This is a genomic window from Bordetella pseudohinzii (assembly GCF_000657795.2).
Lineage (GTDB): Bacteria > Pseudomonadota > Gammaproteobacteria > Burkholderiales > Burkholderiaceae_B > Bordetella > Bordetella pseudohinzii.
The window spans coordinates 445,774-469,897 of record NZ_JHEP02000001.1; the positions used below are offsets into that span (position 1 = coordinate 445,774).

Here is a 24,124-nt window from a genome sequence, read left to right on the forward strand (position 1 = left end):
TCCTCGCCCTTCTCTTGCCGCGGGTGGTCCCGCGGCTGGTTTGACTGCGAAGTGCTGCTGGCGGCGCTTACGGCAATGCACCGTGATGCGTTACGCTATGCCCGTCCCTGCGACCGAGCAAGTGCTTGGTTCGCAACATAGCATCGCGGTTTTCGAATCAAAACCGGGTACTTACCCGATACGGAGACAAGCATGACGCCTGCTGCGCCGCAATACGGCACACTTGAGCTGATCCTGGACGGCCCTTGCGCCTGGCTGACGCTCAATCGCCCCGCCGCCCTCAATGCCATCGACGTCGCCATGGCGCGCGATCTGCGCGCCACCGCCGACTGGCTGGCCGCGCGGCCCGAGCTGCGCGTCGTCGTGCTGCGCGGCGCGGGCAAGGCCTTCTGCGCCGGCGGCGATATCGGGATGTTCGAAGGGGCTGGGGCGCGCGCCACGCTGCAGGAGCTCTTCGATCCCCTGAACGCCTTCATCGCCCATATCGCGCGCATGCCCAAGATCTGGCTGGCCGATGTGCATGGCGTGGCCGCGGGCGCCGGGCTTTCGCTTGCCCTGGCCTGCGACCTGGCCTGGGCCGTGCAGGACACGCGCCTGGCCACCGCCTATCTGAAGATCGGCGCCAGCCCCGATGCCGGCATGACCCACGCCCTCGTCCGCCTGGTGGGCCGCCGCCGCGCCATGGAATTGCTGCTGCGCACCGAACCGCTGACCGCCGAAGAGGCGCGCGACTGGGGCCTGCTCAATGCCGTGGTCGGCCCCGCCGAACACAAGGCCCGCCTGAGCACCTACGCGCGGCATATCGCGGCGCTGGCGCCGCACAGCCTGGCCTCGGTCAAAGCCTTGCTGCGCCAGGCCGGCGACGCCCCCCTCGAGACGCAGCTCAAGGACGAAAGCGCCGCCTTCCTGGACATCGTGGAGAGCGCGGATTTCGCCGAAGGCGTGCGCGCCCTGAAAGAAAAACGCGCCCCGCAGTTTCGCGGGGCATAGCGCGCCAACGCTACATCGCCTGGCGCTTGCGCACGGCCTCGGCCCAGCGCCGCGCCACCGAGGGCGAGGTCGCGCAAGTGGCCGAGTCGGTCACCACGCGCACGGCGCGCTCCAGCAACTGGATATCGGCCTCGTGCTGGCGCGCCACATGCGGGTCCTCGAAAAAAATCACGCGCTGGCATTGATGTTCCAGCACCAGTTCGGCGATCTGGGCGTCGCCGCCCAGCGGCCCGCTCAGGTAGCGCGTGACCCAGGGCTGGTCCTTGGGCCAGCCGCGCGACCAGGCCAGTTCATTGAGACGCGCGCCCGTCGTGCCGGTCGCCACCCGCCGGGCAAACTGGGACAGCACATCGAAATAGGCGTCGGCAAACGCCACCATTTCGTCCTTGAGCGCATCGTGGGCGATCATGGCCAGCGTCTGGCCGTCGAAACGGAACAGGCGGCCCAAGGCCGGATCGGGCGCGAGGCCGGCCATCACGCGCTCGACCTCGATCCACTCGATGGCGCCGGCCAGGGTGGAAATAAAGGGCCGGCCATGCGTGATGCATTGCCGCTTGAGCGCCAAGGCCTCCGGGAAGATGGACGAAGGATCCACGGGATCGATCAGGTAGATGGCGCCGTCGAACGGCGCCTGGCCGTCCCGGCCCTCCGTCACCCGGGCCACCAGCTTCATCAGCCCGCCTTCCCGGCCATACGGGTAGCGGATAAGGCCGCGATACCCCTGCAGCATGCCTTCGCGCGCGATGGCATCGTGGGTGCGCCCGACGGTATGCAGCTCGATGCCCATCTCGCGGATGGAGGCGCCGCTGGCGCGCAGCCAGGTGAACAAGGCCGCATCGGGCGTCTCGTGATGCAGGCGGTTGGCGGCCAGGCCAAAGCGTAGAGAAGGCACGGTCATGATGCGAGACAAAGTGGCAATGGAAGCTGGAATCATACCGCTCAAGCGCCGCGGGACCGGGCCGGCGCCTTACAGCCTGAAACTTGCGCCCGAGCTGGCGGCAAGACTAGGATAAGCCCACCCTTAGCGAGGAGCCTGTCATGAAGCGCACTCTCCCGTATGCCGCCCTCCTGCTGGCGCTTGCCGCCAGCGCGCAGGCCCAGTTGCTCGACAGCGTCAAAGGCCAATTGGGCGCTTCCACGCCCAACAATCCGGGCGGCCTGGCCACCCTCAGCCCCGGCACCACCGGCAATGCCGCCGGCGTGCTGGACTTCTGCATCAAGAACAACTACCTCGCCGGCGGCGATGCCGGCGCCATCAAGGACAAGCTCGTCGGCAAGCTGGGCGGCGGCGCGGCCAAGCCCGAGGCCGACCCGGGCTATGCCTCGGGCATCCAGGGCATACTCAAGGGCAAGGACGGCAAATCCATGGACTTGAGCGGCGGCGGCCTCAAGCAGGAGCTCGCCCAAAAGGCCTGCGACCAGGTCCTGCAGTACGGCAAATCCCTGCTCTAGGCCAAGAAAAACCCCGCGGGCGCGGGGTTGGGTCCAGACCAGGCGGGCTTAGTCGTCGGCCTCTTCGATCCAGGCCATCTGTATGGCCTCGAGGATTTTTTCGCCCGAGCGCGCCGGATCATCGGAAAAACCGGGCAAGGCCAGCACCCAGTCGCGCAGCTGCGTAAAGCGCACGGTCTTGGGGTCCACGTCAGGATGCGCCTCGACCAGCGCCTCGGCGATCTGGTAGGTGTCGATCCACTTCATGTCAGTGGTCCTCCTTGGCGTGGTTGATGGTGTACTTGGGGATCTCGACGGTGAGATCTTCGTCGGCGATGATGGCCTGGCAGGACAGGCGTGAAATCGAGGTCAGGCCCCAGGCCTTGTCCAGCAGATCCTCCTCGCTGTCGGTCGGATCCTCCAGCGACGAATAACCCTGGCGCACCACCACATGGCAGGTCGTGCACGCACAGGACAGCTCGCAGGCATGCTCGATTTCGATATGGTTGTCCAGCAGCACGCGGCAGATGGATACGCCGGTCGGTGCATTCTCGATCACCGCCCCTTCGGGGCACACATCGGGATGGGGCAATACGGTCAGTTTCGGCATGAGGTTTAAGCGAGTTCGTCCAATTTACGGCCGGCCAGCGCGGCGCGGATGCTGCGATCCATGCGGCGGGCGGCGAAATCCTCGGTAGCATCCGAGAGCGATTGCACCGCCTGGCGCACCGCGTCCACATCGGCGGCGCCCTGGGCGGCCGCGGCGGCGGCCAGCGCCGCATCCACGCGCGCTCTTTCGCCGGCATCGAGCAGATCACCATCGGCGGCCAGCGCGGCCGTCACCGACTCGACCAGCTGGCGCGCCTCGACCTGCTGCTCGCGCAGCATGCGCGCGCGGGCATCGTCGTCGGCGTGCGACACGCTCTCGGAGAGCATGCGCGTGATTTCATCATCGGAAAGCCCATAAGAGGGCTTGACCGTGACCGAGGCCTCCACGCCGGTGCTTTGCTCGCGGGCGCTCACGCTCAGCAAGCCATCGGCGTCGACCTGGAAGGTCACGCGGATGCGCGCCGCGCCCGCCACCATGGGCGGGATGCCGCGCAGCTCGAAGCGCGCCAGCGAACGGCAATCGGCCACCAGATCCCGCTCGCCCTGCACCACGTGCACGCTCATCGCGGTCTGGCCGTCCTTGAAAGTGGTGAATTCCTGGGCACGGGCCACGGGGATGGTGCTGTTGCGCGGGATGACGCGCTCGACCAGCCCGCCCATGGTCTCCAGCCCCAGCGACAAGGGCGTGACATCCAGCAGCAGCCAGTCTTCGCCCGGCGCGCGGTTGCCGGCCAGCAGATTGGCCTGCAGCGCCGCGCCCAGGGCCACGACCTGATCGGGATCCAGATTGGTCAAGGGCGGCGTGCCGAAGAAGGCGGCCACCGCCTGGCGCACGGCCGGCATGCGCGTGGCGCCGCCGACCAGCACCACGCCCTTGACCTCATCCAGCGCAAGCCCGGCATCGCGCAGCGCGCGGCGGGCCGCTTGCAGGGTGCGATCGATCAGGGGCGCGGCCAGCGCCTCGAAATGCGCGCGGCTCAGCATGACGTCCAGCGTGCGGCCGTCGTCGAGACTCAGGGAGATCGGCGCCTGTTCGGCATCGGTCAGCGTCTCGCGCGCGGCGCGCGCGGCCACCAGCAGGCCGCGGCGATCCGACAGCGACAGACCGTCCAGACCGTGTTCGGACATCAGGTCGGCCACGATGGCATGATCGAAATCATCGCCGCCCAAGGCCGTGTCGCCGCCAGTGGCGATCACTTCAAAGACCCCCTTGGACAGGCGCAGGATGGAAACATCGAAAGTGCCGCCGCCCAGGTCATAGACGGCATAGACGCCCTCGGCGGCCTGGTCCAGGCCATAGGCGATGGCCGCGGCGGTCGGCTCATTGAGCAGGCGCAGCACATTCAGGCCGGCCAGCTTGGCGGCATCGCGCGTGGCCTGGCGTTGGGCGTCGTCAAAATAGGCCGGCACCGTGATCACGGCGCCCACCAGGTCGTCGCCCAGAACATCCTCGGCGCGCTGGCGCAGCGTGGCCAGGATCTGCGCCGACACCTCGACCGGGCTCACTTCGCCATGCTGGGTGCGCAGGCGCACCATGCCGGGCGCATCGACGAAGTCATACGGCGCGCCGCCGTCACGCGCATCCTGCGCGGCCCGGCCCATGAAACGCTTGACCGAGACGATAGTGTTGGAGGGATCGGAGGCCTGGTGCGTCAGGGCGCCGCGGCCTATCGTGACGCGGCCTTCGGGCAGATAGCGCACCGCCGAGGGCAGCAAGGCATGGCCGTCCGCATCGCACAGCACTTCGGCCACGCTGCTGCGCACCGCAGCCACCAGGGAGTTGGTCGTGCCCAGGTCGATGCCCACCGCCAGCCGACGCTGGTGCGGCGCGGGCGATTCGCCGGGTTCGGAAATCTGCAATAAAGCCATTTGTATTCGTTGTCGCTGAAAGCGCCCGGCAGGGCCGCCCTAGGAATGGACGGCCGCCAGCTCCTGGGCCAGTTTCTCGATGAACATCCATTCGCGCACTTTCTGGCCCGCGGCGGGATAGTCTTTGCGCGTGTCGATCAGGTCGGCCAGCGTCGCCCGCATGGCCGCGCGCGCCTGCTCCAGTTCGGCGCCCAGGGTTTGACGCGCGCGCTCGTCATGGCGCGCCTCGTCCAGCAGCTCGCGCCACTCCATCTGCTGCATCAGAAAAGCGGGCGCCATCGCGGTATTGCTTTCGGTCTGCAGATCCACGCCGGCCGACTCGCAAAGATAGCGCGCGCGCAGCAGCGGATCGCGCAATTGCCGATAGGCCTCATTGGCGCGCGCCGCCCATTGCATGGCGACGCGGCGCTCGGGCGCGCTGGCGGTGGCGAAACGGTCGGGATGCACGCGGGCGGCCACGGCGCGCCAGGCGGTTTCCAGCGCCTGGCCGTCAAGCTCGAACCTCGCGGGCAGCCCGAACAGGCTGAAATAATCGTCCGCGGCCAAGACCTACACCGTGAACGACTCGCCGCAGCCGCAGGTCGCCTTTTCGTTGGGGTTGCGGAACTTGAAGCCCTCGTTGAGGCCTTCGCGCGCATAGTCCAGCTCGGTGCCGTCCAGATAGGCCAGGCTCTTGGGATCCACGAAGACCTTCACGCCAAAGCTCTCGAACACCGCGTCCTCGGCCTGGACGTCGTCGACGTACTCCAGCTTGTAGGCCATGCCGGAGCAGCCGGTCGTGCGCACGCCCAGGCGCAGCCCGATACCCTTACCGCGCTTCTGCAGATAACGGCCGACATGATTGGCCGCTTGTTGGGTCAGGGTGACGGCCATATCAGTCTGCCGCGACAGCCTCGGCCACGCCGTGCTTGGTCTTGTAGTCCTGCACCGCGGCCTTGATGGCGTCCTCGGCCAGGATGGAGCAGTGGATCTTGACCGGCGGCAGGGCCAGCTCTTCGGCGATCTGGGTGTTGCGGATGGCCATGGCCTGATCCAGCGTCTTGCCCTTGACCCACTCGGTCACGAGCGAGCTGGACGCAATGGCCGAGCCACAGCCGTAGGTCTTGAAGCGCGCATCTTCGATGACGCCGGCCTCGTTGACCTTGATCTGCAGCTTCATGACGTCGCCACAGGCGGGAGCGCCGACCATGCCGGTGCCGACGGAATCGTCGCCCTTGTCAAAGGAGCCGACGTTGCGGGGATTTTCGTAGTGGTCCAGGACCTTATCGCTGTATGCCATGATGATTCTCCACGTATGTTGTATCGTGCGGCGCGTTCAGTGCGCGGCCCATTGCACGGTGTTCAGGTCGATGCCTTCCTTGGCCATTTCCCACAGCGGCGACATGTCGCGCAGCTTGCCGACACGGCTCTTGAGGAGTTCGACGGCGAAATCGACCTCTTGCTCGGTCGTGAAACGGCCCAGGGTGAAGCGGATCGAGCTGTGCGCCAGTTCGTCATTGCGGCCCAGCGCGCGCAACACATAGGAAGGCTCCAGGCTGGCCGAGGTGCAGGCCGAACCGCTGGAGACGGCCAGCTCCTTGATCGCCATGATCAGGGACTCGCCCTCGACATAGTTGAAGCTGATGTTCAGGTTGTGCGGCACGCGGTGTTCCATGCTGCCGTTCACGTAGACTTCCTCGATCTGCGACAGGCCCGCCAGCAGGCGGTCGCGCAGCATGCGCACCCGTTCGTTTTCGGTGCCCATTTCTTCGCGCGCCAGGCGGAAGGCCTCGCCCATGCCCACGATCTGGTGGGTGGCCAGGGTGCCCGAGCGGAAGCCGCGCTCATGACCGCCGCCATGCATCTGCGCCTCGATGCGCACACGCGGCTTGCGGCGCACATACAGCGCGCCGATGCCCTTGGGGCCATAGGTCTTGTGGGCCGAGAAAGACATCAGGTCGACCTTGAGCTTTTGCAGGTCGATCTCGACCTTACCCGTGGCCTGGGCCGCGTCGACATGGAAAATAATGCCCTTTTCGCGGCAGATTTCGCCGATGGCCTCGACATCCTGGATGACGCCGATCTCGTTGTTGACCATCATCACCGACACCAGCACGGTATCCGGGCGCAGCGCGGCCTTGAAGACCTCCAGGTCCAGCAGGCCGTCTTCCTTGACATCGAGATAGGTCACTTCGAAACCCTGGCGCTCCAGTTCGCGACAGGTGTCCAGGACCGCCTTGTGCTCGGTCTTGACGGTCACGATGTGCTTGCCGCGCTCGGCATAGAAGTTCGCAGCGCCCTTGATGGCCAGGTTGTCGGATTCGGTGGCGCCCGAGGTCCAGATGATCTCGCGGGGATCCGCGTTGACCAGCTTGGCCACTTCGGCGCGCGCGTTCTCGACCGCTTCTTCGGCGTCCCAGCCGAAGGCGTGGCTACGCGATGCGGGGTTGCCGAAATTGTCGTAGAGCCAGGGGATCATCTTCTCGACCACGCGCGGGTCGACCGGCGTCGTGGCGGAGTAGTCCAGGTAGATGGGGCGGTTGCTCATGAGTACAGTTCCTGATGCTTCTTAGACGGTGGCCGCGGCATTGGCGGCCGTGCCCGTGGCGGCGGCCGTTGCGGCGTTGGCGCCTGTGCGGTTGACCCGCACCGAACAGCCTTGGGCTTGATTGTTGGCTTCCTGCAATTGGCGCACGCGCTGCTGGTCCACCAGATCCTGCAGGGAAACCGAATCCAGGTAATCGACCATCTTGCGGTTCAAGGTGGCCCACAGTTCATGGGTCATGCACTTGCCCGGCTTGCCGTCATTGCCGCTGGTGCAATCCCGCTTGCCGCCACAGCTGGTGGCGTCCAGGGGCTCGTCGACCGCGAAAATGATGTCGGCCACCGTGACATTGCGCGCCAGGCGGGCCAGGGAATAGCCGCCTCCGGGGCCGCGCACGCTGTCCACGAGCTCGTGGCGGCGCAGCTTGCCGAACAGCTGTTCCAGGTAGGAGAGGGAAATATTCTGGCGCTGGCTGATCGCCGCGAGAGTGACCGGACCGCTATGCTGCCGCATAGCCAGGTCGATCATGGCAGTCACGGCGAAACGTCCTTTGGTGGTTAGCCGCATGATGGGTTTCCTGTGAATCCGTCGGGACCCGCCTGCCCGATACAGGCGGCAATCCCGGCAACGCACTCTGGCCTAATACCCGAGTAATTGCCTCAAGTATAGCAAATTCCCGAGTAATTTGCTAAGTATCTCAAGTTGAAAAAACCGCGCCGAAGCGCGGTCTTGGCAAGGCGCCCAAGCGCCTCCTGCCCTCTCTGGCCTCAGGCCGCCTGGTACTGGGTCGCGCGCTTGCGCACCAGTTCCAGCACGCCCTGACAGGCATCCTCGAGGTAATCCAGCACTTTGCCGAAGCCTTCCGGGCCGCCGTAATAGGGATCGGGCACCGTGGCCTCCTCGAAATCATTGGCAAAGCGCATCAGCAGCATCAGCTTGTGCTGGTAGGCCTTGGGGCATTGCTGCTGCAAGGCAGACAGATTGTCCCAGTCCATCGCGAGGATCAGGTCGTACTCGCGGAAGTCTTCCGGCGTCACCTGGCGAGCCAGGCACTGGCTGATGTCGTAGCCGCGCTTGCGGGCAGCAGCCACCGCCCGGGCATCCGGGGCCTCGCCAATATGAAAGGCATGAGTGCCGGCGGAATCGATCCGCACGATCTCACCCAAACCAGCGTCGTTCACCAGGTGGCGAAAGACACCCTCTGCGCTCGGCGAGCGACAGATATTGCCCATGCAAACGAAAAGTACCTTGGTCATCATGGGAGCTAGTGTGCGGGAAAACCCGGAATTTAGCAAGCTTTTTTTGCGTTTTTATGATTTAGCGACCAATCTCGTACAACTTAAATTTATTCAACAAAAACAATAGGTTATTAAATTAATTTAACGTGTTTGATGACGTTTTTTGGCGTCTTTTTGCTTATTTTCCGCCAATGTGCTTGACACACCCCTGGATAAGCATATTCCGCGATGCAGCAACGCGCGCGGCACGCCGGCCGCGCGCGCCCGCGCCGCTATCGCGCCCCGTCCAGCAGCACCCGGTTCTTCAGCGCGGTCAGGGCGTCGCGCGCCGCCGCCGCCTGCTCGAACTCGAGGTTGCGGGCATGATCCATCATCAGTTTTTCCAGGCGCTTGATCTCGCGCGCCATGGCCTTTTCGTCGGTCAGGGCGGCGGACGGCACGGCGTCTTCCAGCGCGTCGTGCGAACCGGCCGGCGCCAGCACGCCGTCTATCATTTCGCGCACCGCCTTGCTTACCCCGCGGGCGGTGATGCCGTGGTCCTTGTTGTGCTGCAGCTGCTTGGCGCGCCGCCGGCTGGTCTCGTCCATGGCCCGCCGCATGGAATCGGTGACATGGTCGGCATACAGGATGGCGTGGCCATGCAGGTTGCGCGCCGCGCGCCCTATGGTCTGGATCAGGCTGCGCTCCGAGCGCAGGAAGCCCTCTTTGTCGGCGTCCAGGATGGCCACCAGCGACACCTCGGGGATGTCCAGGCCTTCGCGCAGCAGGTTGATGCCCACCAGCACGTCGAAAGTGCCCAGGCGCAGGTCGCGGATGATCTCGACCCGCTCCACGGTGTCGATATCCGAGTGCAGATAGCGCACCCGCTCGCCGTGCTCGGTCAGGAAGTCCGTCAGGTCCTCGGCCATGCGCTTGGTCAGCGTCGTCACCAGGACCCGCTCCTGCCGCGCCACCCGCTTGCGGATCTCGCCCAGCAAATCGTCGACCTGGGTGCGCGCCGGCCGGACCTCCACCTCGGGGTCCACCAGGCCAGTGGGGCGCACCACCTGCTCGACGACATTGTCGGCATGCTGGCGCTCATACTCGGCCGGCGTGGCCGAGACGAACACGCACTGGCGCATGCGGGCCTCGAACTCCTCCAGCCGCAAGGGACGGTTGTCCAGCGCCGAAGGCAGGCGGAAGCCATACTGGACCAGGGTTTCCTTGCGCGCCCGGTCGCCGCGGTACATGCCGCCCAGCTGGCCCATGGTCACATGGCTCTCGTCGATGAACATCAGCGCATCGGCGGGCAGATAGTCGATCAGCGTGGGCGGCGGCTCGCCCGGCGCGGCGCCCGAGAGGTGGCGCGAATAGTTTTCGATGCCCTTGCAGAAACCCAGTTCCTGCAGCATTTCGAGGTCGAAACGGGTGCGCTGCTCCAGGCGCTGGGCCTCGACCAGCTTGCCGTCGCGCGTAAAGACGTCCAGCCGCTCGCGCAGCTCTTCCTTGATGGTCTCGATGGCCCGCAGCACTGTTTCGCGCGGCGTCACATAGTGCGAGCCCGGATACACGGTAAAGCGCGGCAGTTTCTGGCGCACCTTGCCCGTCAACGGATCGAAGAGCTCCAGCGTCTCGACCTCGTCATCGAACAGGGTCAGGCGCAGGGCCAGCTCCGGGCTTTCCGCCGGAAAGATGTCGATGGTCTCGCCGCGCACGCGGAAGGTCCCGCGCGTGAAATCGGCGTCGTTGCGCGTGTACTGCATGGCCACCAGCCGGGCCAGCACCTCGCGGCGCGAGATGTTGTCGCCCGTGCGCAGGATGAGCACCATCGCGTGGTAATCGCCCGGATTGCCGATACCGTAGATACAGGACACCGTCCCGACGATCACCGTATCGCGGCGCTCCAGCAGGCTTTTGGTGGCCGACAGGCGCATCTGCTCGATATGCTCGTTGATCGAGGAGTCTTTCTCGATGAACAGGTCGCGCGTGGGCACATAGGCCTCGGGCTGGTAGTAATCGTAGTAAGAGACGAAATACTCCACCGCGTTCTTGGGAAAGAACTCGCGCATCTCCGCGTAGAGCTGGGCCGCCAGCGTCTTGTTGGGCGCCAGCACCAGCGCCGGACGCCCCAGCCGGGCGATCACATTGGCCATGGTGTAGGTCTTGCCCGAGCCCGTCACGCCCAAAAGCGTCTGGTACATCAAGCCATCGGCCACGCCCTGCGTCAGCCCCTCGATGGCCGCGGGCTGATCCCCGGCCGGCGGATAGGGCTGGTACAGCTGAAAAGGGCTGCCGGGAAATTCCACGTATCCAGGGTCTGTCATGCTAGACTGTCCGAGGGTAAACCCCCCATTATCCACAGCACACGAATGTGCGTCCACCCATACTCTCCAGTCCCATGAGCACCCTCTTCGCTTCCGTCGAACTCGCGCCCCGCGATCCCATCCTTGGCCTGAACGAACAGTACAACGCCGACACCCGTCCCGGTAAAGTGAACCTGGGCGTGGGCGTGTATTACGACGATGAGGGACGCATCCCCTTGCTGGGCGCCGTTCGCAAGGCTGAAATCGCTCGCGTCGAGGCCGCCGCCGCGCGCGGCTACCTGCCCATCGAAGGCATCGCCGCCTACAACAAGGGCGCGCAGACCCTGCTGCTGGGCAATGACTCCACCCTGGCCGCCGAAGGCCGCGTGCTGACCACCCAGACCCTGGGCGGCACGGGCGCCCTGAAAGTCGGCGCCGACTTCCTGAAGCAGCTGCTGCCCCAGTCCAAGGTCATGATCAGCGACCCCAGCTGGGAAAACCATCGCGCCCTGTTCGAGCGCTCCGGCTTCAAGGTCGAAACCTACCCCTACTACGACGCCGCGACCCGTGGCCTGAACTTCGAAGGCATGCTGGCCGCCCTGAAGGCCGCCCCCGAGCAGACCATCGTCGTGCTGCACGCCTGCTGCCACAACCCCACCGGCGTGGATCCGACCCCCGAACAATGGAAGCAGATCGCCGAGGTGGTCAAGGCCCGCAAGCTGGTGCCCTTCCTCGACATCGCCTACCAGGGCTTCGGCGAAGACCTGGAGCAGGACGCTTCGGTCGTGCGCCTGTTCGCCAGCATGGACATGACCATGTTCATCAGCTCCTCGTTCTCGAAGTCCTTCTCGCTCTATGGCGAGCGCGTGGGCGCCCTGACCGTGGTGGCCGGCGACAAGGACGAAGCCACCCGCGTGCTGAGCCAGCTCAAGCGCGTCATCCGCACCAACTACTCCAACCCGCCCACCCATGGCGGCGTTGTTGTCGCCAACGTGCTGAACACGCCCGAGCTGCTGGCCGAATGGAAGCAGGAACTGGCCGGCATGCGCGACCGCATCCGCCTGATGCGCAAGCAGCTGGTCGAGAAGATCAAGGCCCAGGGCGCCACCCAGGACTTCAGCTTCGTGCTGCAGCAGCGCGGCATGTTCTCTTACTCCGGCCTTAGCTCGGCCCAGGTGGACCGCCTGCGTGAAGAGCACGGCGTGTACGCCGTGGCCAGCGGCCGCATCTGCGTGGCGGCCCTCAACAGCCGCAACATCGACGTCGTGGCCGCCGCCATCGCCGCCGTGCTGAAGTAAGCGCATCGCCCGCCTTGCGGCAAAAAGGAGCCTCCGGGCTCCTTTTTTCATGCGCGCCGGCTCTCAAGGCCCGCCTCCGGGCCGCTTGCTTTTTTTCGCTTCGTCCCCCAGAATCACGCTGTATATACATACAGTCCGTGGTTTATACAAGCCCCGGGCCATCAATGGGATCAATACCATGGCCACCAAACTCACGGATCGCCAGCAGGAAATCCTGGACCTCATCCGGCAGACCGTCGCCCGCACGGGCTTTCCGCCCACGCGCGCCGAGATCGCCCAGGCCCTGGGCTTCCGGTCGCCCAACGCCGCCGAAGACCACCTGAAGGCCCTGGCGCGCAAGGGCGCCATCGAACTGACCGCCGGCGCCTCGCGCGGCATCCGCCTCAAGGGGCCGGAGCCCGCCGCGTCCAGCCAGGCCCTGCTGCCCCACCCCGCCCTGGCGCAGCTGCTGCTGCCGCTGGTGGGCCGCGTGGCCGCCGGCAGCCCCATCCTCGCGGCCGAGCATGTCGAGCGCGAAGTCGGCGTGGACCCGGGCCTTTTCGCCCAGGCGCCCGATTACCTGCTCAAGGTGCGCGGCATGAGCATGCGCGACGCCGGCATCCTCGAAGGCGACCTGCTCGCCGTCAAGAAATCCACCGAAGCGCGCAACGGCCAGATCGTCGTCGCGCGGCTGGGCGACGACGTCACCGTCAAGCGCCTGCAGCGTCAGGGCAGCCGCATCGAGCTGCTGCCCGAAAATCCCGAGTTCTCGCCCATCCTCGTCAGCCCCGAAGACGAGTTCGCGCTGGAAGGCATCGCCGTCGGTTTGATCCGCACCCAGCCCCTGCATTAAAGCGGCATGAGCGCGCCGTCGTTTCGGCGCGCGACACGCCGCGGCGCCGGTTTACCAGGTATACCGATAGCCAACGTGAAAACTCCACGGAATGCTGATGCGGGCGCCCTTGCTGTACTCGTAGGATGCAAACAGGCTGCTATTCCTGCCCAAGGCCGCCGCCAGACCCAGATCCAGCTCGGTGCGCCCCCCGCGCAGCCTGACATGGTGACGCCCCATATCGGCAGTGCGCGCCTTGGCTACGCCATCGAATTCCTGCAACCAGCTCAGCTTGGCATAAGGCTGCACCGCCTTGCCGCCGCCCAGGTCGAACTTGCGGCCCAATTGCAGGCCGACACGGCCCATCACGGACTTAAGGCTCTTGATGTCGACATGCATGCCGTTGCTGGCCGTGTAATGTGCGCCACCCAAATGCAAGACAGCCATTTCGAGCTGCGGCTCGACAAACCAGTCACTCCCCCAGCTGATACGCTTGCCCGCCTCCAGTGACAGTCCCGCGCCGTTGGCGCGGTAATTGCCCCCACGGGTACCGCGGGCATGACTCACCTTGACATCGTGCTTGTAGCGATTGACCCGCACAATACCGTCGACGTAAAAGCCGCTGTCGCCGATATAGGTCGCATAGGCGCCCACATGCACGCTATCGCTATCACCGCGCGCGCTGTGATCCCACTTGCGCCGTGCGTGGCTGTAACCGGCAACCCCGCCCACATACCAACGGCCGCGGCGCACGGACCAGCCTTTGTCGGCGCCGATCTCAATCCCTTCCACGGTCTGGCTGAGTCGATCTGCTGCGTTGACCTTCAGGTGCTGGTGCTGTCCGAATGCGCGTCCCCACACACCGCTGGCCGCCGGCGTCAGGCGCAATTCGCCCATACGCTTGCTCAGGGCGTTCATCTCCGCCAGCCAAATCCCCATCGACGCGCTGTGCATCCCTAAATCCACGGTGTCCCCGCCGGCGGCTCGGCCAGCGCCAAGATCGCCACCGCTATTGGGAGCCTCGCCCCCGGGGACGCCATCAACGCCGGCGGCACCGGGGACAGCGCCTGGAACTCCTCCAACCCCAGGGACGCCGCCAAGCCCGGGAGCACCCGCAGCGCCTGGAACTCCTCCAACCCCAGGGACGCCGCCAGCCCCAGGAGCACCGGCGGCGCCCGGGACTCCTCCAACCCCGGCGGCGCCGCCAGCACCACCGGCGGCGGCGCCACCATTGCCGGGTCGAGCGTCAGCAGCACGACCGCCGCCCCCCGGACTGCCACTCGCGCCGCGACCGCCTCCACCGCCGGCATTACCGCCAGCGCCACCGGGGGGAACGCCGCCAACGGAGGCGCCGCCATTGCCAGGAGGACCGCCAACCGCAGCGCCACTACCGCCGCCAGGACCGCCGGCAACACCAGGGGGGCCACCGTTGGGGACGCCTCCAACTCCGGGAACGGCGCCAGGAACGCCGGCACCGCCAGAGGGGCCACCCGGGACTCCGCCGCCCGAGTTGCTACTACCATCGCCAGCGTTGCCACCGCGGCCGCCAGCTCCGCTGGGAGAGACGCCGCCAACGGGGGCACCGCCAGTGCTGGGGAGAGCACCAACAGCAGGGTTGACAACGCCGCCAGGACTGCCACCAGCACCAGAGACTCCGCTGCCACCAGGGACTCCTCCAACACCAGGACTGCCGCCAGCGCTGGGATTGCCGGCAGGACCAGGGACACCGCCAACAGTGGGGTTGTTACCACCGCCAGCGCCGATGACACCACCGGAACTGCTCCCGCCAGCGCCCGCGCCAGGACCGCCGACAGTATCGCCCCCTCCACCAGGGGCAGCGACAGCGCCGGGGACTCCGCTGCCACTAGGGGCTCCGCCAACGCCAGGGCGACTGCCTCCGCCGACGTTGCCGCTAACGCTGGGGCTGCTGGCACCGCCGGGGTTGCCACCAGCGTTGGAGCTGCTGCCACTACCGCCACCGGAACTGCCGCTGCCGGGGTTGAGGCCGCCAGCACCGCCGGAGGGAAGGCCACCCGGAAGGCCGACGCCAGAGCCGGCACTGCCGCCACCGCCGGAGCCCGCTCCTCCAACGGGAGCACCTCCAGAGCCAACGCCAGCACCGCCGCTGGGGCCAGCGCCAAGCACACCTCCTCCACCGGGCATGACGCCCACACTGGGCGCGCCGCCACCGCCGAGGGCGCCGGACCCGACATTGGAGCTGAGGCCTCCCCCTTGGCCTATTGTTGCCCCGCCGCTGATTCCCTGCTCTATGTTTAGAGAGCCTCCCCCACCGCCACCGAGTCCCTGTCCTTGGCCTCCTCCCCCTATCGTTATTGTTATTCCACTACCCGTTATCGTATTGATCTGCGATACCGCCTGAGATGGCACCAGCCAAACGCCAAGCAAGGAAGTGCCATATATGCAGAAGCGCTTTAACTGACGCCGGTCATCGGCAGCGCACGAACGAAACACCAACCGTCTTGAGGACACTGACTTCATAAATGGGCACGAAGAACATATGCGATCCTTGCGGCCCCCGCTGATTTTGCAGCACCCGTCAAGAATCCACTGGCGCCAGGTGAAATAACGCTTTCGCCGCTACCTGGCTGAACAACGCGACATCAATGCATAGTCTGTCGCACAGCGGCCGCCCAGAAATCCGGCGCCTTCGCCTTTCCGATAGCGAAAAATCCGACCCCCCCCCCCCCCCACAAACCTACTTTCTGTAGTACGAATCCCCAACCGTGTTATCGAGTACACGACGAGGACCATTGGGATGGGAAGACAAGCGCGTTCCATACAAGCTAGAAATAAAAAGGCCTGAGCCCGGTGCGATACCGGGCTCAGGCCTGTGGGCGTCAGCTTCCGACCGTCTAACTTCAGGGGCCGGGGCATCCTTCACGCCCTGTTGCGTGGGCAGCTGGCCGCGGCCAGCGCGACCTCAGTGCTTCATCACGGGATCCGACGACCCGGTTTCCGACGGCTTGGTCACGATGGCGTCTTTAACCGCCTCTTCGTCCGACAGGGGCTCGGGCTGACGCTCCAGCGCCAGCTCCAGCACCTTGTCGATCCAGCGCACCGGCACGATCTCCAGGAAGTTCTTCACATTGTCAGGGATCTCGGCAAGATCCTTGACGTTCTCTTCCGGTATCAGCACGGTCTTGATGCCGCCGCGATGCGCCGCCAGGAGTTTTTCCTTCAGGCCGCCGATGGGCAGCACCTCGCCGCGCAGCGTGATCTCGCCCGTCATGGCCACATCGGCGCGCACCGGAATGCGCGACAAGGCGGACACCATGGCCGTGGTGATGGCGATACCCGCAGACGGACCGTCCTTGGGCGTGGCGCCCTCGGGCACGTGCACGTGCATATCGTGCTTTTCGAACACGCTGTCGGCAAAACCCAGACGGCGGGCACGCGAACGCACCACCGTGCGCGCGGCCTCGACCGATTCCTTCATGACGTCGCCCAGCGAACCGGTGCGCTGGATATTGCCCTTGCCGGGCATATCCGCGACTTCGATGGTCAGCAGGTCGCCGCCCACCTCGGTCCAGGCCAGCCCCGTCACCTGACCGATCTGGTTTTCCTTCTCGGCCATGCCGAAGCTGTAGCGGCGCACGCCCAGATAGTCATTCAGGTTCTCGGCATTGACCACGATCGGGCCCTTTTCGGGCTCGCCCTTGTCCTTGGCCGTGAGCAGCTGCTTGACCACCTTGCGGCAGATCTTGCCGACCTCGCGTTCCAGCGAGCGCACCCCGGCCTCGCGGGTGTAGTAGCGCACGATGTCGCGCAGCGCGCTTTCCTCGACCGTCAGCTCATTCTCCTTCAAGCCGTTGTTCTTCATCAGCTTGGGCAGGAGGTGGTCGCTGCCGATATGGATCTTCTCGTCTTCGGTATAGCCCGACAGACGGATGACTTCCATGCGGTCCAGCAGGGCCGGCGGAATGTTCAGCGTATTGCTGGTCGCCACGAACATCACATCGGACAGGTCAAAGTCGACCTCGATGTAGTGGTCCTGGAAGGTGTGGTTCTGCTCCGGATCGAGCACTTCAAGCAGCGCCGAGGACGGATCGCCACGGAAGTCCATGCCCAGCTTGTCGATTTCGTCGAGCAAAAACAGCGGATTGCGCACGCCCACCTTGGTCATGTTCTGCAGGATCTTGCCCGGCATGGAACCGATATAGGTGCGGCGGTGGCCACGGATCTCGGCCTCATCGCGCACGCCGCCCAGCGCCATGCGCACGAACTTGCGGTTCGTGGCCTTGGCAATGGACTGCCCCAGCGAGGTCTTGCCCACGCCCGGAGGACCGACCAGGCAGAGAATGGGCGCCTTGACCTTGTCCACGCGCTGCTGCACCGCGAGGTATTCCAGGATGCGTTCCTTGACCTTTTCCAGGCCATAGTGGTCGTCATCCAGCACCCGCTCGGCATTGGCGATGGAGTTGTTGATCTTGCTCTTTTTCTTCCAGGGAAGATTGATGAGCGTGTCGATGTAGTTGCGCACCACCGTGGCTTCGGCGGACATGGGCGACATCAGCTTGAGCTTTTTGAGTTCGGCATCGGCCTTCTTGCGCGCCTCTTTGGGCATGTGCGCGGCGATGATTTTCTTCTCGAGCTCTTCGATGTCGGCGCCTTCCTCGCCCTCGCCCAACTCTTTCTGAATGGCCTTGACCTGCTCATTCAGGTAGTAGTCGCGCTGGCTTTTCTCCATCTGCTTCTTGACGCGGCCGCGGATACGCTTTTCGACCTGAAGAATGTCGATCTCGGTTTCCAGCTGCGCCAGCAGGCCTTCCAGGCGCTCGGCGGTGGGGACGATTTCCAGCATCTTCTGCTTCTGCTCAAGCTTGAGCGGCAGGTGCGCGGCTATCGTGTCGGCCAGACGGCCGGCGTCGTCGATGCCCGCCAGCGAAGTCAGGATCTCGGGCGGGATCTTCTTGTTGAGTTTTACGTACTGCTCGAACTGGGCCACGATGGCGCGGCGCAAGGCCTCGGCCTCGGGACCGGCCGAGGCGTCGGGCGCGATCGGCGTGACCTGGCAGGTGAAGTGCGAATCGGCGTCCTGGACGCTGTTGATGCGGGCGCGCTGCGTGCCCTCGACCAGCACCTTGACGGTGCCGTCGGGCAGCTTGAGCATCTGCAGGATGCTGGCCACGCAGCCGATGTCATAAACGTCCTCGGGAGTCGGGTCATCCTTGCCGGCGGATTTCTGGGCCACCAGCATGATGCTCTTGCCCGCTTCCATAGCCACTTCCAGCGCACGGATCGAGCGCGGGCGCCCGACGAACAGCGGAATAACCATGTGCGGAAACACCACCACGTCGCGCAGGGGCAACAGGGGCAGGTCAATCGGATCTGAAGGCAGGGTCTGGCTTGCAGACATAGGGGGTTCCTCAGAGTGAATGAGAGGGACGCAAGGGCTGCGTGGGCCGATGCGTCGGTTACGTCTGATATGGGAACAATAGCCCAAAAATCAAGATGCAGATCGCCGGTCGGCATCAAGATGCAAAAAAACCCGTCAAAGACGGGTTTTTTGCAGAACTCGCGGCTCAGGCCGCCGCGTCTCGGACCTCGCCTTGTCCGGGCTTGTCGGACCCGGCACTCTCGTCGGCGTAGATCAGCAGGGGCTTGCCGCCGCCTTCGATGGCGTTGCCATCGAGCACGACACGGCTGACATTGCCCTGCGAGGGCAGATCGTACATGGTGTCGAGCAAGGCGGATTCCAGGATGGAGCGCAGGCCGCGGGCCCCCGTCTTGCGCTTGAGCGCCTTGTGAGCAATGGCCGTCAGGGCGTCCGGACGGATGTCCAGCTCGGCGCCTTCCATCGCGAAGAGCTTCTGGAACTGCTTGACCAGGGCGTTCTTGGGCTCGGTGAGGATCTGCACCAGGGCGGCCTCGTCCAGCTCGTCCAGCGTGGCCACCACCGGCAGGCGGCCGACCAGTTCGGGGATAAGGCCGAACTTGATCAGATCCTCGGGCTCGGCTTCGCCGAACAGCTCGCCCACGCCGCGCTCGGACTTGGCGCGAACCGACGCCGAGAAGCCGATGCCGGATTTTTCGGTACGGTCACGGATGACTTTTTCCAGGCCGTCGAAGGCGCCGCCCACGATGAACAGGATGTTCGTCGTGTCAACCTGGACGAAGTCCTGGTTGGGATGCTTGCGCCCGCCTTGCGGCGGCACCGAGGCCACCGTGCCTTCGATCAGCTTCAGAAGCGCCTGCTGCACGCCCTCGCCCGAGACGTCGCGCGTGATCGAGGGGTTGTCGGACTTGCGCGAGATCTTGTCGATCTCATCGATGTAGATGATGGCCCGCTGGGCTTTCTCGACATCGTAATTGCAGTTCTGCAGCAGCTTCTGGATGATGTTCTCGACGTCCTCGCCCACGTAACCGGCTTCGGTCAGGGTGGTGGCGTCGGCCATCACGAAGGGAACGTTGAGCATGCGCGCCAGCGTTTGCGCGAGCAGCGTCTTGCCCGAGCCGGTAGGCCCGATCAGCATGATGTTGCTCTTGGACAGCTCGACCTCGTCGCCCTTGATCTCGCCGTGGCGGATCCGCTTGTAGTGGTTGTAGACGGCCACGGCCAGCATGCGCTTGGGGCCCGTCTGGCCGATCACGTACTGGTCCAGGAAGGATTTGATCTCAACCGGGGTCGGCAGTTCGGAGCGAATTGCCGCGCGCGCAGTCGCCTGCGCTTCTTCGCGGATGATGTCATTGCACAGGTCGATGCATTCATCGCAGATGAATACCGACGGACCTGCGATCAGCTTGCGGACCTCGTGCTGGCTCTTGTTGCAGAAAGAGCAATGCAGCACTTTTGCGTCTGCCGATCCCTTTTTTTCAGGCATAAGTGTTTCTAGTCTCTGGTAGAGGATGCGCCCCCAGTTACCGGGGGACGCATTCAACGCTTATCGGACGTGGCGGCAGGGCCTGCAAGCCAGGCAAAGACGACTCAAACGTCTTCGCGTCGGGCCAGAACCTTGTCTACCAGACCATACGATACCGCATCTTGAGCCGACATGAAGTTGTCACGCTCGGTGTCTACGGCGATGCGCTCGACCGGCTGGCCGGTATTCTCGGCCAGGATGCGGTTCAGGCGCTCGCGCAGGTCCAGGATTTCCTTGGCCTGGATCTGGATATCGCTGGCCTGGCCCTGGGCGCCGCCCGAGGGCTGGTGAATCATGATGCGGGAGTTGGGCAGCGAGAAACGCTTGCCCTTCTTGCCCGCGGCCAGCAGGAAGGCCCCCATGCTGGCCGCCAGCCCGGTGCACAGCGTGGACACATCGGGCTTGACGAACTGCATGGTGTCGTAAATGGCCATCCCGGCATACACCGACCCGCCAGGCGAGTTGATGTAGAACGAAATGTCCTTGTCAGGATTCTCCGATTCCAGGAACAGCAGCTGGGCGACGACCAGGTTGGCCGTGGCGTCATTGACCGGCCCGACCAGGAAGATCAGGCGTTCGCGCAACAGGCGCGAGTAAATGTCATAGGCGCGCTCGCCGCGGCCGGACTGCTCTATCACCATCGGGATATAGCCCAGGCCGGTGGGCGTCACCGACGCCCCGCCGTGCATTGCCGCATAGAAATCGGTGAATCGCTGCATAGTTATGCCATCCCCATCAACTGATCGAAGGGAACCTTTTCATCGGTTACCTTGGCCTTTTCCAGCACGTAGGCCACCACGTTGTCCTCCAGCACGATCGCTTCGATTTCAGCGCGGCGCTGGCGGTCCGACAGATAGTAGCTGACAACCTGGGCCGGCTGCTCGTAGTTCTGGGCGAACTCTTCGATGCGGGCGCGGACCTGCTCGGGCTTGGCTTGCAGCTGGGCTTGCTTGACCAGTTCCGACACCAGCAGGCCCAGGCGCACGCGGCGCTCGGACTCGGCGGCGAACACTTCGGCCGGCATGGGCATGGTGTCGGCATTGGGCACGCCGCGCTGCTTGAGCTCTTCGCGGGCCTGGGCAATGCGGCCCTGCACATCGTTGTCCACCAGCGCCTTGGGCACGTCGAACTTGGCGGCCTCGACCAGGGAATCCATCACGCTGGTCTTGGTGCGGCCTTGCGAACGGACCTTGACCTCACGCTCGATGTTGCTGCGGATGTCGGCCTTGAGCTTTTCGACGTCGGCATCGGCCTGGCCCAGCGACTTGGCGAATTCGGCGTCGACGGCCGGCAGGACAGCCTCGGCGACTTCCTTGATGGTGATGGTGAACTCGGCGGTCTTGCCGGCGACTTCCTTGCCTTGGTAGTCCTCGGGGAAGCTCAGCGGGAAGACCTTGGTTTCACCGGCCTTCAGGCCGCGGGCAGCGGCTTCGAATTCGGGCAGCATGCGGCCCTGGCCGAGGACGAAGGGGAAGTCTTCGGCCTTGCCGCCTTCGAAGGGCACGCCGTCGATGGTGCCGGCGAAATCCAGGATGACGCGGTCATCGTCCTGGGCCGCGCGGCCTTCACGGGTTTCGTAGGTGGCGCGCTGCTTGCGCAGGACGTCCAGCGTCTTGTTGACTTCAGCGTCGCTGACTTCGGTTTCGTAGCGGGTGACGGCCAGGGCGGAGAGGTCGGGCACGGCGACTTCGGGATAGACCTCGAAGGTGGCCGAGAAGGCCAGCGTGCCTTCGTCCACGCCTTCCGTCTTGGGCTCCAGCGAGGGGCTGCCGGCCACGCGCAATTGGGCGCCTTCGACGGCCTGCTCAAAGGCGCGGCCGACTTGGGAATTGATCACGTCGTAGCGGATGCTCGGACCATGGCTGCGCTCGAGCATGGCCATCGGCGCCTTGCCGGGACGGAAACCCGGCACCTTGGCGGTGCGGGCCACGCGCTTGAGCTGCGCCTGGACTTCCTTTTCCACGTCGGCCACCGAAATGGCCAGATCAACACGGCGCTCCAGGCCGGAGAGGGTTTCAACCACAGGCTGCATTAAAAGACCTATTTTCCGAGGGATGAGAAGAAATCGAACCAGGTAAACCGGCAATTTTACCGGAAAGTCGCCCAACAGCCCCAAAGCCCGTGGATCAAGGCCCCTGATCCGGCCCCGCGGCGGCTGGCGCCCCCCTCTGCCGCGGGCGGCATACCGTTGCTAGAATGCGTGCCGCCTGATTCAACCGCCAAAAAGCCCGCAACAATGAACCCCGAACAACGTCCCTCGCTCGGCCTCCTGCCCGCCCTCATCTTCAGCTCCCGCTGGCTGCAACTGCCCCTCTACCTCGGCCTGATCGTGGCCCAGGGGGTCTACGTCTTTCTCTTCCTCAAGGAACTGTGGCACCTGGTCTCGCACACCAGCAGCTTCGGCGAGATGGACATCATGCTGCTCGTCCTGGGACTTATCGACGTCGTGATGATCTCCAACCTGCTGGTCATGGTCATCGTCGGCGGCTACGAGACCTTTGTCTCGCGCCTGCGCCTCGAAGGGCATCCCGACCAGCCCGAGTGGCTCAGCCACGTCAACGCCAGCGTGCTCAAGGTCAAGCTGGCCATGGCCATCATCGGCATCTCGTCCATCCACCTGCTGCGCACCTTCATTGAAGCCGGCAGCCTGGGCTCGGCCAATACGCGCTTCACGGAGACCGGCATCATGTGGCAGACCATCATCCACGTGGTGTTCATCCTGTCGGCCATCGGCATTGCCTACGTGGACCGCCTCACCAGCAACAACGGGCACTGAGCACCGCGCAAATGAAATAAGCCCCGGCGACGGGGCTTATTTCATTTCAGGCTTCAGGCGATGATCTTGATGTTTTTCGCACTGGGGCCCTTCGGGCCTTCGCCGATCTCAAAAGAAACACGCTGATTTTCCTGCAGCGTTTTGTATCCTTCACTGCGAATTTCGGAGTAATGCGCGAAGAGGTCCTTGCCACCATCGTCGGGCAGGATGAATCCGTAGCCCTTTTCAGCGTTGAACCACTTAACAATACCGGTTGCCATGAACTGTCCTTGAACCAAAGAGGCGATTGCTCGCGGGATGCCGGACGCCAAGGATGGGACGGGAAACACGCTTGCGACATAGGACCTGTACCGCGTCGCTTGACCTCGCTGGATCAGTGTAGGAGTGTTTTTATGCAACGGTCAAACCGAACGTAACATCCCTGATTCTTGGAACAAAAGTTACGCCCGGAAACAACATTGACCCCGTGCGTGCATACAACACAACAGCCGGACTCGAATATTCCGCGCCCCAGCTCCATTATTCATCCCGCAAATCCGCCATTGTCGAGAAAATACTGTTCCTCGGGCAGGGTATCCCGGCCCAGGCTGGCATTTCGGTGCGGAAACCGACCAAAACGCGCAATAACATCCCGATGGATAAAGGCATAGCGCAAGGTTTCTCCACCGAGCGGCGTCATTAACCGAACCGCCTCATCCTGGGCCGCGATATTTTCGGCATGCTCATAGGGCAAATAAATGAACGGCCGCAATTCCGCCTCCACGGCCAAATCGAGGCCGCGCGCGACGGCCCGCCGCGCGACCGCCAGCGCCAGGCCGTCCGTCGCGAACATATGGGCCGTGCCGCGAAACGCATTGCGCGGGAATTGATCCAGCAGCACCAAGAGCGCCAGCACGCCCTCGGCATCCCCTTCCCAGTGCGCCAGCTCGCCCCGGGCGGCGGCGTAATGCGCCTCCAGGAAACGCTCGCGGAACTCCCGATCGAAGTCCGCATCGCGGGCGAACCAGCGCCGCGGGCCGGCCTGGCGCCAGAAGCCGACCACATCGGCAGCCTGGCAAGATGGTGAACAAGACATGTCGGACTCCTGAAAACGAGGGCGCGCGGGGCCCGTCGGCCCAAGGCCGCCCAGGCCGCGCCACGCCCTCGCAGGCAACAAAAAAGCCCCTTGCGGGGCTTCGGCTGTGGCCGGGATTCAGTGACTTATTAGATGATCTGAATCTTGGTAGCCTGGGGACCCTTGGGGCCCATCGCCGTGACGTAGCTCACGCGCTGGTTCTCTTCGAGGGTCTTGAAGCCATTGGACTGGATCTCGGAGAAATGTGCGAACAGATCCTTACCGCCCGATTCGGGGGTGATGAAGCCATAACCTTTCTCTGCGTTGAACCACTTAACGACGCCGGTTTCCATACTGTATT

The 24,124-nt window shown here is 64.6% G+C and carries 25 protein-coding genes; 5 read left to right on the forward strand and 20 right to left on the reverse strand.

What is annotated here, in order from left to right; translation table 11 throughout:
* The first annotated feature begins 192 nt into the window (after nucleotides 1-192).
* Entirely contained in the window at nucleotides 193-990 is a 798-nt protein-coding gene (locus tag L540_RS01920; protein ID WP_043211501.1) for an enoyl-CoA hydratase/isomerase family protein, read from the forward strand.
* 10 nt (nucleotides 991-1,000) lie between these two features.
* Here L540_RS01920 and L540_RS01925 read toward each other — a convergent pair whose 3' ends face one another.
* The gene (locus L540_RS01925) at nucleotides 1,001-1,888 is read right to left on the reverse strand and encodes a methylglyoxal synthase (RefSeq protein WP_043211499.1); all 888 of its coding nucleotides are present in this window, start codon (nucleotides 1,886-1,888) and stop codon (nucleotides 1,001-1,003) included.
* 140 nt (nucleotides 1,889-2,028) lie between these two features.
* Here L540_RS01925 and L540_RS01930 point away from each other — a divergent pair, with 140 nt between their 5' ends.
* Nucleotides 2,029-2,442: a YjjA family protein gene (locus tag L540_RS01930; RefSeq protein WP_043211496.1), complete on the forward strand. Its 414-nt coding sequence runs from the start codon at nucleotides 2,029-2,031 to the stop codon at nucleotides 2,440-2,442.
* A gap of 48 nt (nucleotides 2,443-2,490) precedes the next feature.
* Here the strand turns inward: L540_RS01930 and iscX are convergent, their stop codons facing one another.
* The 10 genes from iscX to uvrB form a co-directional block, all read right to left on the reverse strand.
* Entirely contained in the window at nucleotides 2,491-2,688 is a 198-nt protein-coding gene (gene iscX, locus L540_RS01935; protein WP_043211494.1) for a Fe-S cluster assembly protein IscX, read from the reverse strand.
* Between the two features lies 1 nt (nucleotide 2,689).
* Nucleotides 2,690-3,031 carry an ISC system 2Fe-2S type ferredoxin gene (gene fdx / locus L540_RS01940; protein ID WP_043211491.1) on the reverse strand — a complete coding sequence of 114 codons (342 nt, stop codon included), beginning with the start codon at nucleotides 3,029-3,031 and terminating at the stop codon, nucleotides 2,690-2,692.
* Nucleotides 3,032-3,036: 5 nt separating this feature from the next.
* Nucleotides 3,037-4,899, reverse strand: coding sequence for a Fe-S protein assembly chaperone HscA (gene hscA, locus L540_RS01945; protein WP_043211489.1), 1,863 nt, complete (start codon nucleotides 4,897-4,899; stop codon nucleotides 3,037-3,039).
* Between the two features lie 39 nt (nucleotides 4,900-4,938).
* Nucleotides 4,939-5,445 carry a Fe-S protein assembly co-chaperone HscB gene (gene hscB, locus L540_RS01950; RefSeq protein WP_043211486.1) on the reverse strand — a complete coding sequence of 169 codons (507 nt, stop codon included), beginning with the start codon at nucleotides 5,443-5,445 and terminating at the stop codon, nucleotides 4,939-4,941.
* A 3-nt stretch (nucleotides 5,446-5,448) separates the two neighbouring features.
* A complete protein-coding gene (gene iscA, locus L540_RS01955) occupies nucleotides 5,449-5,772 on the reverse strand; it encodes an iron-sulfur cluster assembly protein IscA (RefSeq protein WP_043211483.1) in 324 nt (107 codons plus the stop codon).
* Between the two features lies 1 nt (nucleotide 5,773).
* Nucleotides 5,774-6,178, reverse strand: a complete 405-nt coding sequence (gene iscU, locus L540_RS01960; protein WP_043211482.1) for a Fe-S cluster assembly scaffold IscU — start codon at nucleotides 6,176-6,178, stop codon at nucleotides 5,774-5,776.
* Between the two features lie 36 nt (nucleotides 6,179-6,214).
* Nucleotides 6,215-7,426: an IscS subfamily cysteine desulfurase gene (locus L540_RS01965; protein ID WP_043211480.1), complete on the reverse strand. Its 1,212-nt coding sequence runs from the start codon at nucleotides 7,424-7,426 to the stop codon at nucleotides 6,215-6,217.
* 21 nt (nucleotides 7,427-7,447) lie between these two features.
* On the reverse strand, nucleotides 7,448-7,990 hold the full coding sequence (iscR, locus tag L540_RS01970) for a Fe-S cluster assembly transcriptional regulator IscR (protein WP_043211477.1): 543 nt from the start codon (nucleotides 7,988-7,990) through the stop codon (nucleotides 7,448-7,450).
* A gap of 200 nt (nucleotides 7,991-8,190) precedes the next feature.
* Nucleotides 8,191-8,682: a low molecular weight protein-tyrosine-phosphatase gene (locus tag L540_RS01975; protein ID WP_043211475.1), complete on the reverse strand. Its 492-nt coding sequence runs from the start codon at nucleotides 8,680-8,682 to the stop codon at nucleotides 8,191-8,193.
* 251 nt (nucleotides 8,683-8,933) lie between these two features.
* Nucleotides 8,934-10,964, reverse strand: a complete 2,031-nt coding sequence (gene uvrB / locus L540_RS01980) for an excinuclease ABC subunit UvrB (RefSeq protein ID WP_043211474.1) — start codon at nucleotides 10,962-10,964, stop codon at nucleotides 8,934-8,936.
* 74 nt (nucleotides 10,965-11,038) lie between these two features.
* Here uvrB and L540_RS01985 point away from each other — a divergent pair, with 74 nt between their 5' ends.
* Together L540_RS01985 and lexA are read left to right on the forward strand one after the other, a co-directional pair.
* On the forward strand, nucleotides 11,039-12,241 hold the full coding sequence (locus tag L540_RS01985) for an amino acid aminotransferase (protein WP_043211472.1): 1,203 nt from the start codon (nucleotides 11,039-11,041) through the stop codon (nucleotides 12,239-12,241).
* Between the two features lie 178 nt (nucleotides 12,242-12,419).
* Nucleotides 12,420-13,073 (forward strand): transcriptional repressor LexA, encoded by a 654-nt coding sequence (gene lexA, locus L540_RS01990; protein WP_043211471.1) that lies wholly within the window; start codon nucleotides 12,420-12,422, stop codon nucleotides 13,071-13,073.
* A 51-nt stretch (nucleotides 13,074-13,124) separates the two neighbouring features.
* Here lexA and L540_RS01995 read toward each other — a convergent pair whose 3' ends face one another.
* From L540_RS01995 to tig, 6 genes are all read right to left on the reverse strand, one after another.
* On the reverse strand, nucleotides 13,125-13,970 hold the full coding sequence (locus L540_RS01995; protein ID WP_231584729.1) for an autotransporter outer membrane beta-barrel domain-containing protein: 846 nt from the start codon (nucleotides 13,968-13,970) through the stop codon (nucleotides 13,125-13,127).
* A gap of 38 nt (nucleotides 13,971-14,008) precedes the next feature.
* On the reverse strand, nucleotides 14,009-15,193 hold the full coding sequence (locus L540_RS02000) for a hypothetical protein (protein ID WP_048025739.1): 1,185 nt from the start codon (nucleotides 15,191-15,193) through the stop codon (nucleotides 14,009-14,011).
* 800 nt (nucleotides 15,194-15,993) lie between these two features.
* Nucleotides 15,994-18,429, reverse strand: coding sequence for an endopeptidase La (lon, locus tag L540_RS02005; protein ID WP_043208542.1), 2,436 nt, complete (start codon nucleotides 18,427-18,429; stop codon nucleotides 15,994-15,996).
* A gap of 166 nt (nucleotides 18,430-18,595) precedes the next feature.
* Nucleotides 18,596-19,894, reverse strand: coding sequence for an ATP-dependent Clp protease ATP-binding subunit ClpX (gene clpX, locus L540_RS02010; RefSeq protein WP_043208545.1), 1,299 nt, complete (start codon nucleotides 19,892-19,894; stop codon nucleotides 18,596-18,598).
* A gap of 104 nt (nucleotides 19,895-19,998) precedes the next feature.
* A complete protein-coding gene (clpP, locus tag L540_RS02015; protein ID WP_043208546.1) occupies nucleotides 19,999-20,652 on the reverse strand; it encodes an ATP-dependent Clp endopeptidase proteolytic subunit ClpP in 654 nt (217 codons plus the stop codon).
* Nucleotides 20,653-20,654: 2 nt separating this feature from the next.
* On the reverse strand, nucleotides 20,655-21,965 hold the full coding sequence (gene tig, locus L540_RS02020) for a trigger factor (protein ID WP_043208547.1): 1,311 nt from the start codon (nucleotides 21,963-21,965) through the stop codon (nucleotides 20,655-20,657).
* A gap of 204 nt (nucleotides 21,966-22,169) precedes the next feature.
* Between tig and L540_RS02025 the strand changes: the two genes are divergently transcribed.
* A complete protein-coding gene (locus L540_RS02025; RefSeq protein WP_043208548.1) occupies nucleotides 22,170-22,709 on the forward strand; it encodes a TIGR00645 family protein in 540 nt (179 codons plus the stop codon).
* Nucleotides 22,710-22,762: 53 nt separating this feature from the next.
* On the opposite strand, the gene L540_RS02030 is transcribed toward L540_RS02025, so the two are convergent.
* From L540_RS02030 to L540_RS02040, 3 genes are all read right to left on the reverse strand, one after another.
* Complete coding sequence (locus tag L540_RS02030; protein ID WP_029580519.1) at nucleotides 22,763-22,969, reverse strand: cold-shock protein; 207 nt, start codon at nucleotides 22,967-22,969, stop codon at nucleotides 22,763-22,765.
* A 263-nt stretch (nucleotides 22,970-23,232) separates the two neighbouring features.
* Entirely contained in the window at nucleotides 23,233-23,784 is a 552-nt protein-coding gene (locus tag L540_RS02035) for a DUF924 family protein (RefSeq protein ID WP_043208550.1), read from the reverse strand.
* 128 nt (nucleotides 23,785-23,912) lie between these two features.
* Nucleotides 23,913-24,116, reverse strand: coding sequence for a cold-shock protein (locus L540_RS02040; RefSeq protein ID WP_005014599.1), 204 nt, complete (start codon nucleotides 24,114-24,116; stop codon nucleotides 23,913-23,915).
* Between the last annotated feature and the right edge of the window lie 8 nt (nucleotides 24,117-24,124).

What these genes read in the sequence shown, in the direction of transcription:
- L540_RS01930 (WP_043211496.1), top strand. Translation starts at nt 2,029, where the DNA reads ATGAAGCGCACTCTCCCGTATGCCGCCCTCCTGCTGGCGCTTGCCGCC.
- iscU (WP_043211482.1), bottom strand. Translation starts at nt 6,178, where the DNA reads ATGGCATACAGCGATAAGGTCCTGGACCACTACGAAAATCCCCGCAAC.
- L540_RS01975 (WP_043211475.1), bottom strand. Translation starts at nt 8,682, where the DNA reads ATGATGACCAAGGTACTTTTCGTTTGCATGGGCAATATCTGTCGCTCG.
- uvrB (WP_043211474.1), bottom strand. Translation starts at nt 10,964, where the DNA reads ATGACAGACCCTGGATACGTGGAATTTCCCGGCAGCCCTTTTCAGCTG.
- L540_RS01985 (WP_043211472.1), top strand. Translation starts at nt 11,039, where the DNA reads ATGAGCACCCTCTTCGCTTCCGTCGAACTCGCGCCCCGCGATCCCATC.
- L540_RS01925 (WP_043211499.1), bottom strand. Translation starts at nt 1,888, where the DNA reads ATGACCGTGCCTTCTCTACGCTTTGGCCTGGCCGCCAACCGCCTGCAT.
- iscR (WP_043211477.1), bottom strand. Translation starts at nt 7,990, where the DNA reads ATGCGGCTAACCACCAAAGGACGTTTCGCCGTGACTGCCATGATCGAC.
- fdx (WP_043211491.1), bottom strand. Translation starts at nt 3,031, where the DNA reads ATGCCGAAACTGACCGTATTGCCCCATCCCGATGTGTGCCCCGAAGGG.
- L540_RS02025 (WP_043208548.1), top strand. Translation starts at nt 22,170, where the DNA reads ATGAACCCCGAACAACGTCCCTCGCTCGGCCTCCTGCCCGCCCTCATC.
- tig (WP_043208547.1), bottom strand. Translation starts at nt 21,965, where the DNA reads ATGCAGCCTGTGGTTGAAACCCTCTCCGGCCTGGAGCGCCGTGTTGAT.
- L540_RS02040 (WP_005014599.1), bottom strand. Translation starts at nt 24,116, where the DNA reads ATGGAAACCGGCGTCGTTAAGTGGTTCAACGCAGAGAAAGGTTATGGC.
- clpX (WP_043208545.1), bottom strand. Translation starts at nt 19,894, where the DNA reads ATGCCTGAAAAAAAGGGATCGGCAGACGCAAAAGTGCTGCATTGCTCT.
- L540_RS01965 (WP_043211480.1), bottom strand. Translation starts at nt 7,426, where the DNA reads ATGAGCAACCGCCCCATCTACCTGGACTACTCCGCCACGACGCCGGTC.
- lexA (WP_043211471.1), top strand. Translation starts at nt 12,420, where the DNA reads ATGGCCACCAAACTCACGGATCGCCAGCAGGAAATCCTGGACCTCATC.
- L540_RS01995 (WP_231584729.1), bottom strand. Translation starts at nt 13,970, where the DNA reads ATGAACGCCCTGAGCAAGCGTATGGGCGAATTGCGCCTGACGCCGGCG.
- L540_RS01920 (WP_043211501.1), top strand. Translation starts at nt 193, where the DNA reads ATGACGCCTGCTGCGCCGCAATACGGCACACTTGAGCTGATCCTGGAC.
- clpP (WP_043208546.1), bottom strand. Translation starts at nt 20,652, where the DNA reads ATGCAGCGATTCACCGATTTCTATGCGGCAATGCACGGCGGGGCGTCG.
- iscA (WP_043211483.1), bottom strand. Translation starts at nt 5,772, where the DNA reads ATGGCCGTCACCCTGACCCAACAAGCGGCCAATCATGTCGGCCGTTAT.
- L540_RS02035 (WP_043208550.1), bottom strand. Translation starts at nt 23,784, where the DNA reads ATGTCTTGTTCACCATCTTGCCAGGCTGCCGATGTGGTCGGCTTCTGG.
- L540_RS02030 (WP_029580519.1), bottom strand. Translation starts at nt 22,969, where the DNA reads ATGGCAACCGGTATTGTTAAGTGGTTCAACGCTGAAAAGGGCTACGGA.
- iscX (WP_043211494.1), bottom strand. Translation starts at nt 2,688, where the DNA reads ATGAAGTGGATCGACACCTACCAGATCGCCGAGGCGCTGGTCGAGGCG.
- hscA (WP_043211489.1), bottom strand. Translation starts at nt 4,899, where the DNA reads ATGGCTTTATTGCAGATTTCCGAACCCGGCGAATCGCCCGCGCCGCAC.
- lon (WP_043208542.1), bottom strand. Translation starts at nt 18,429, where the DNA reads ATGTCTGCAAGCCAGACCCTGCCTTCAGATCCGATTGACCTGCCCCTG.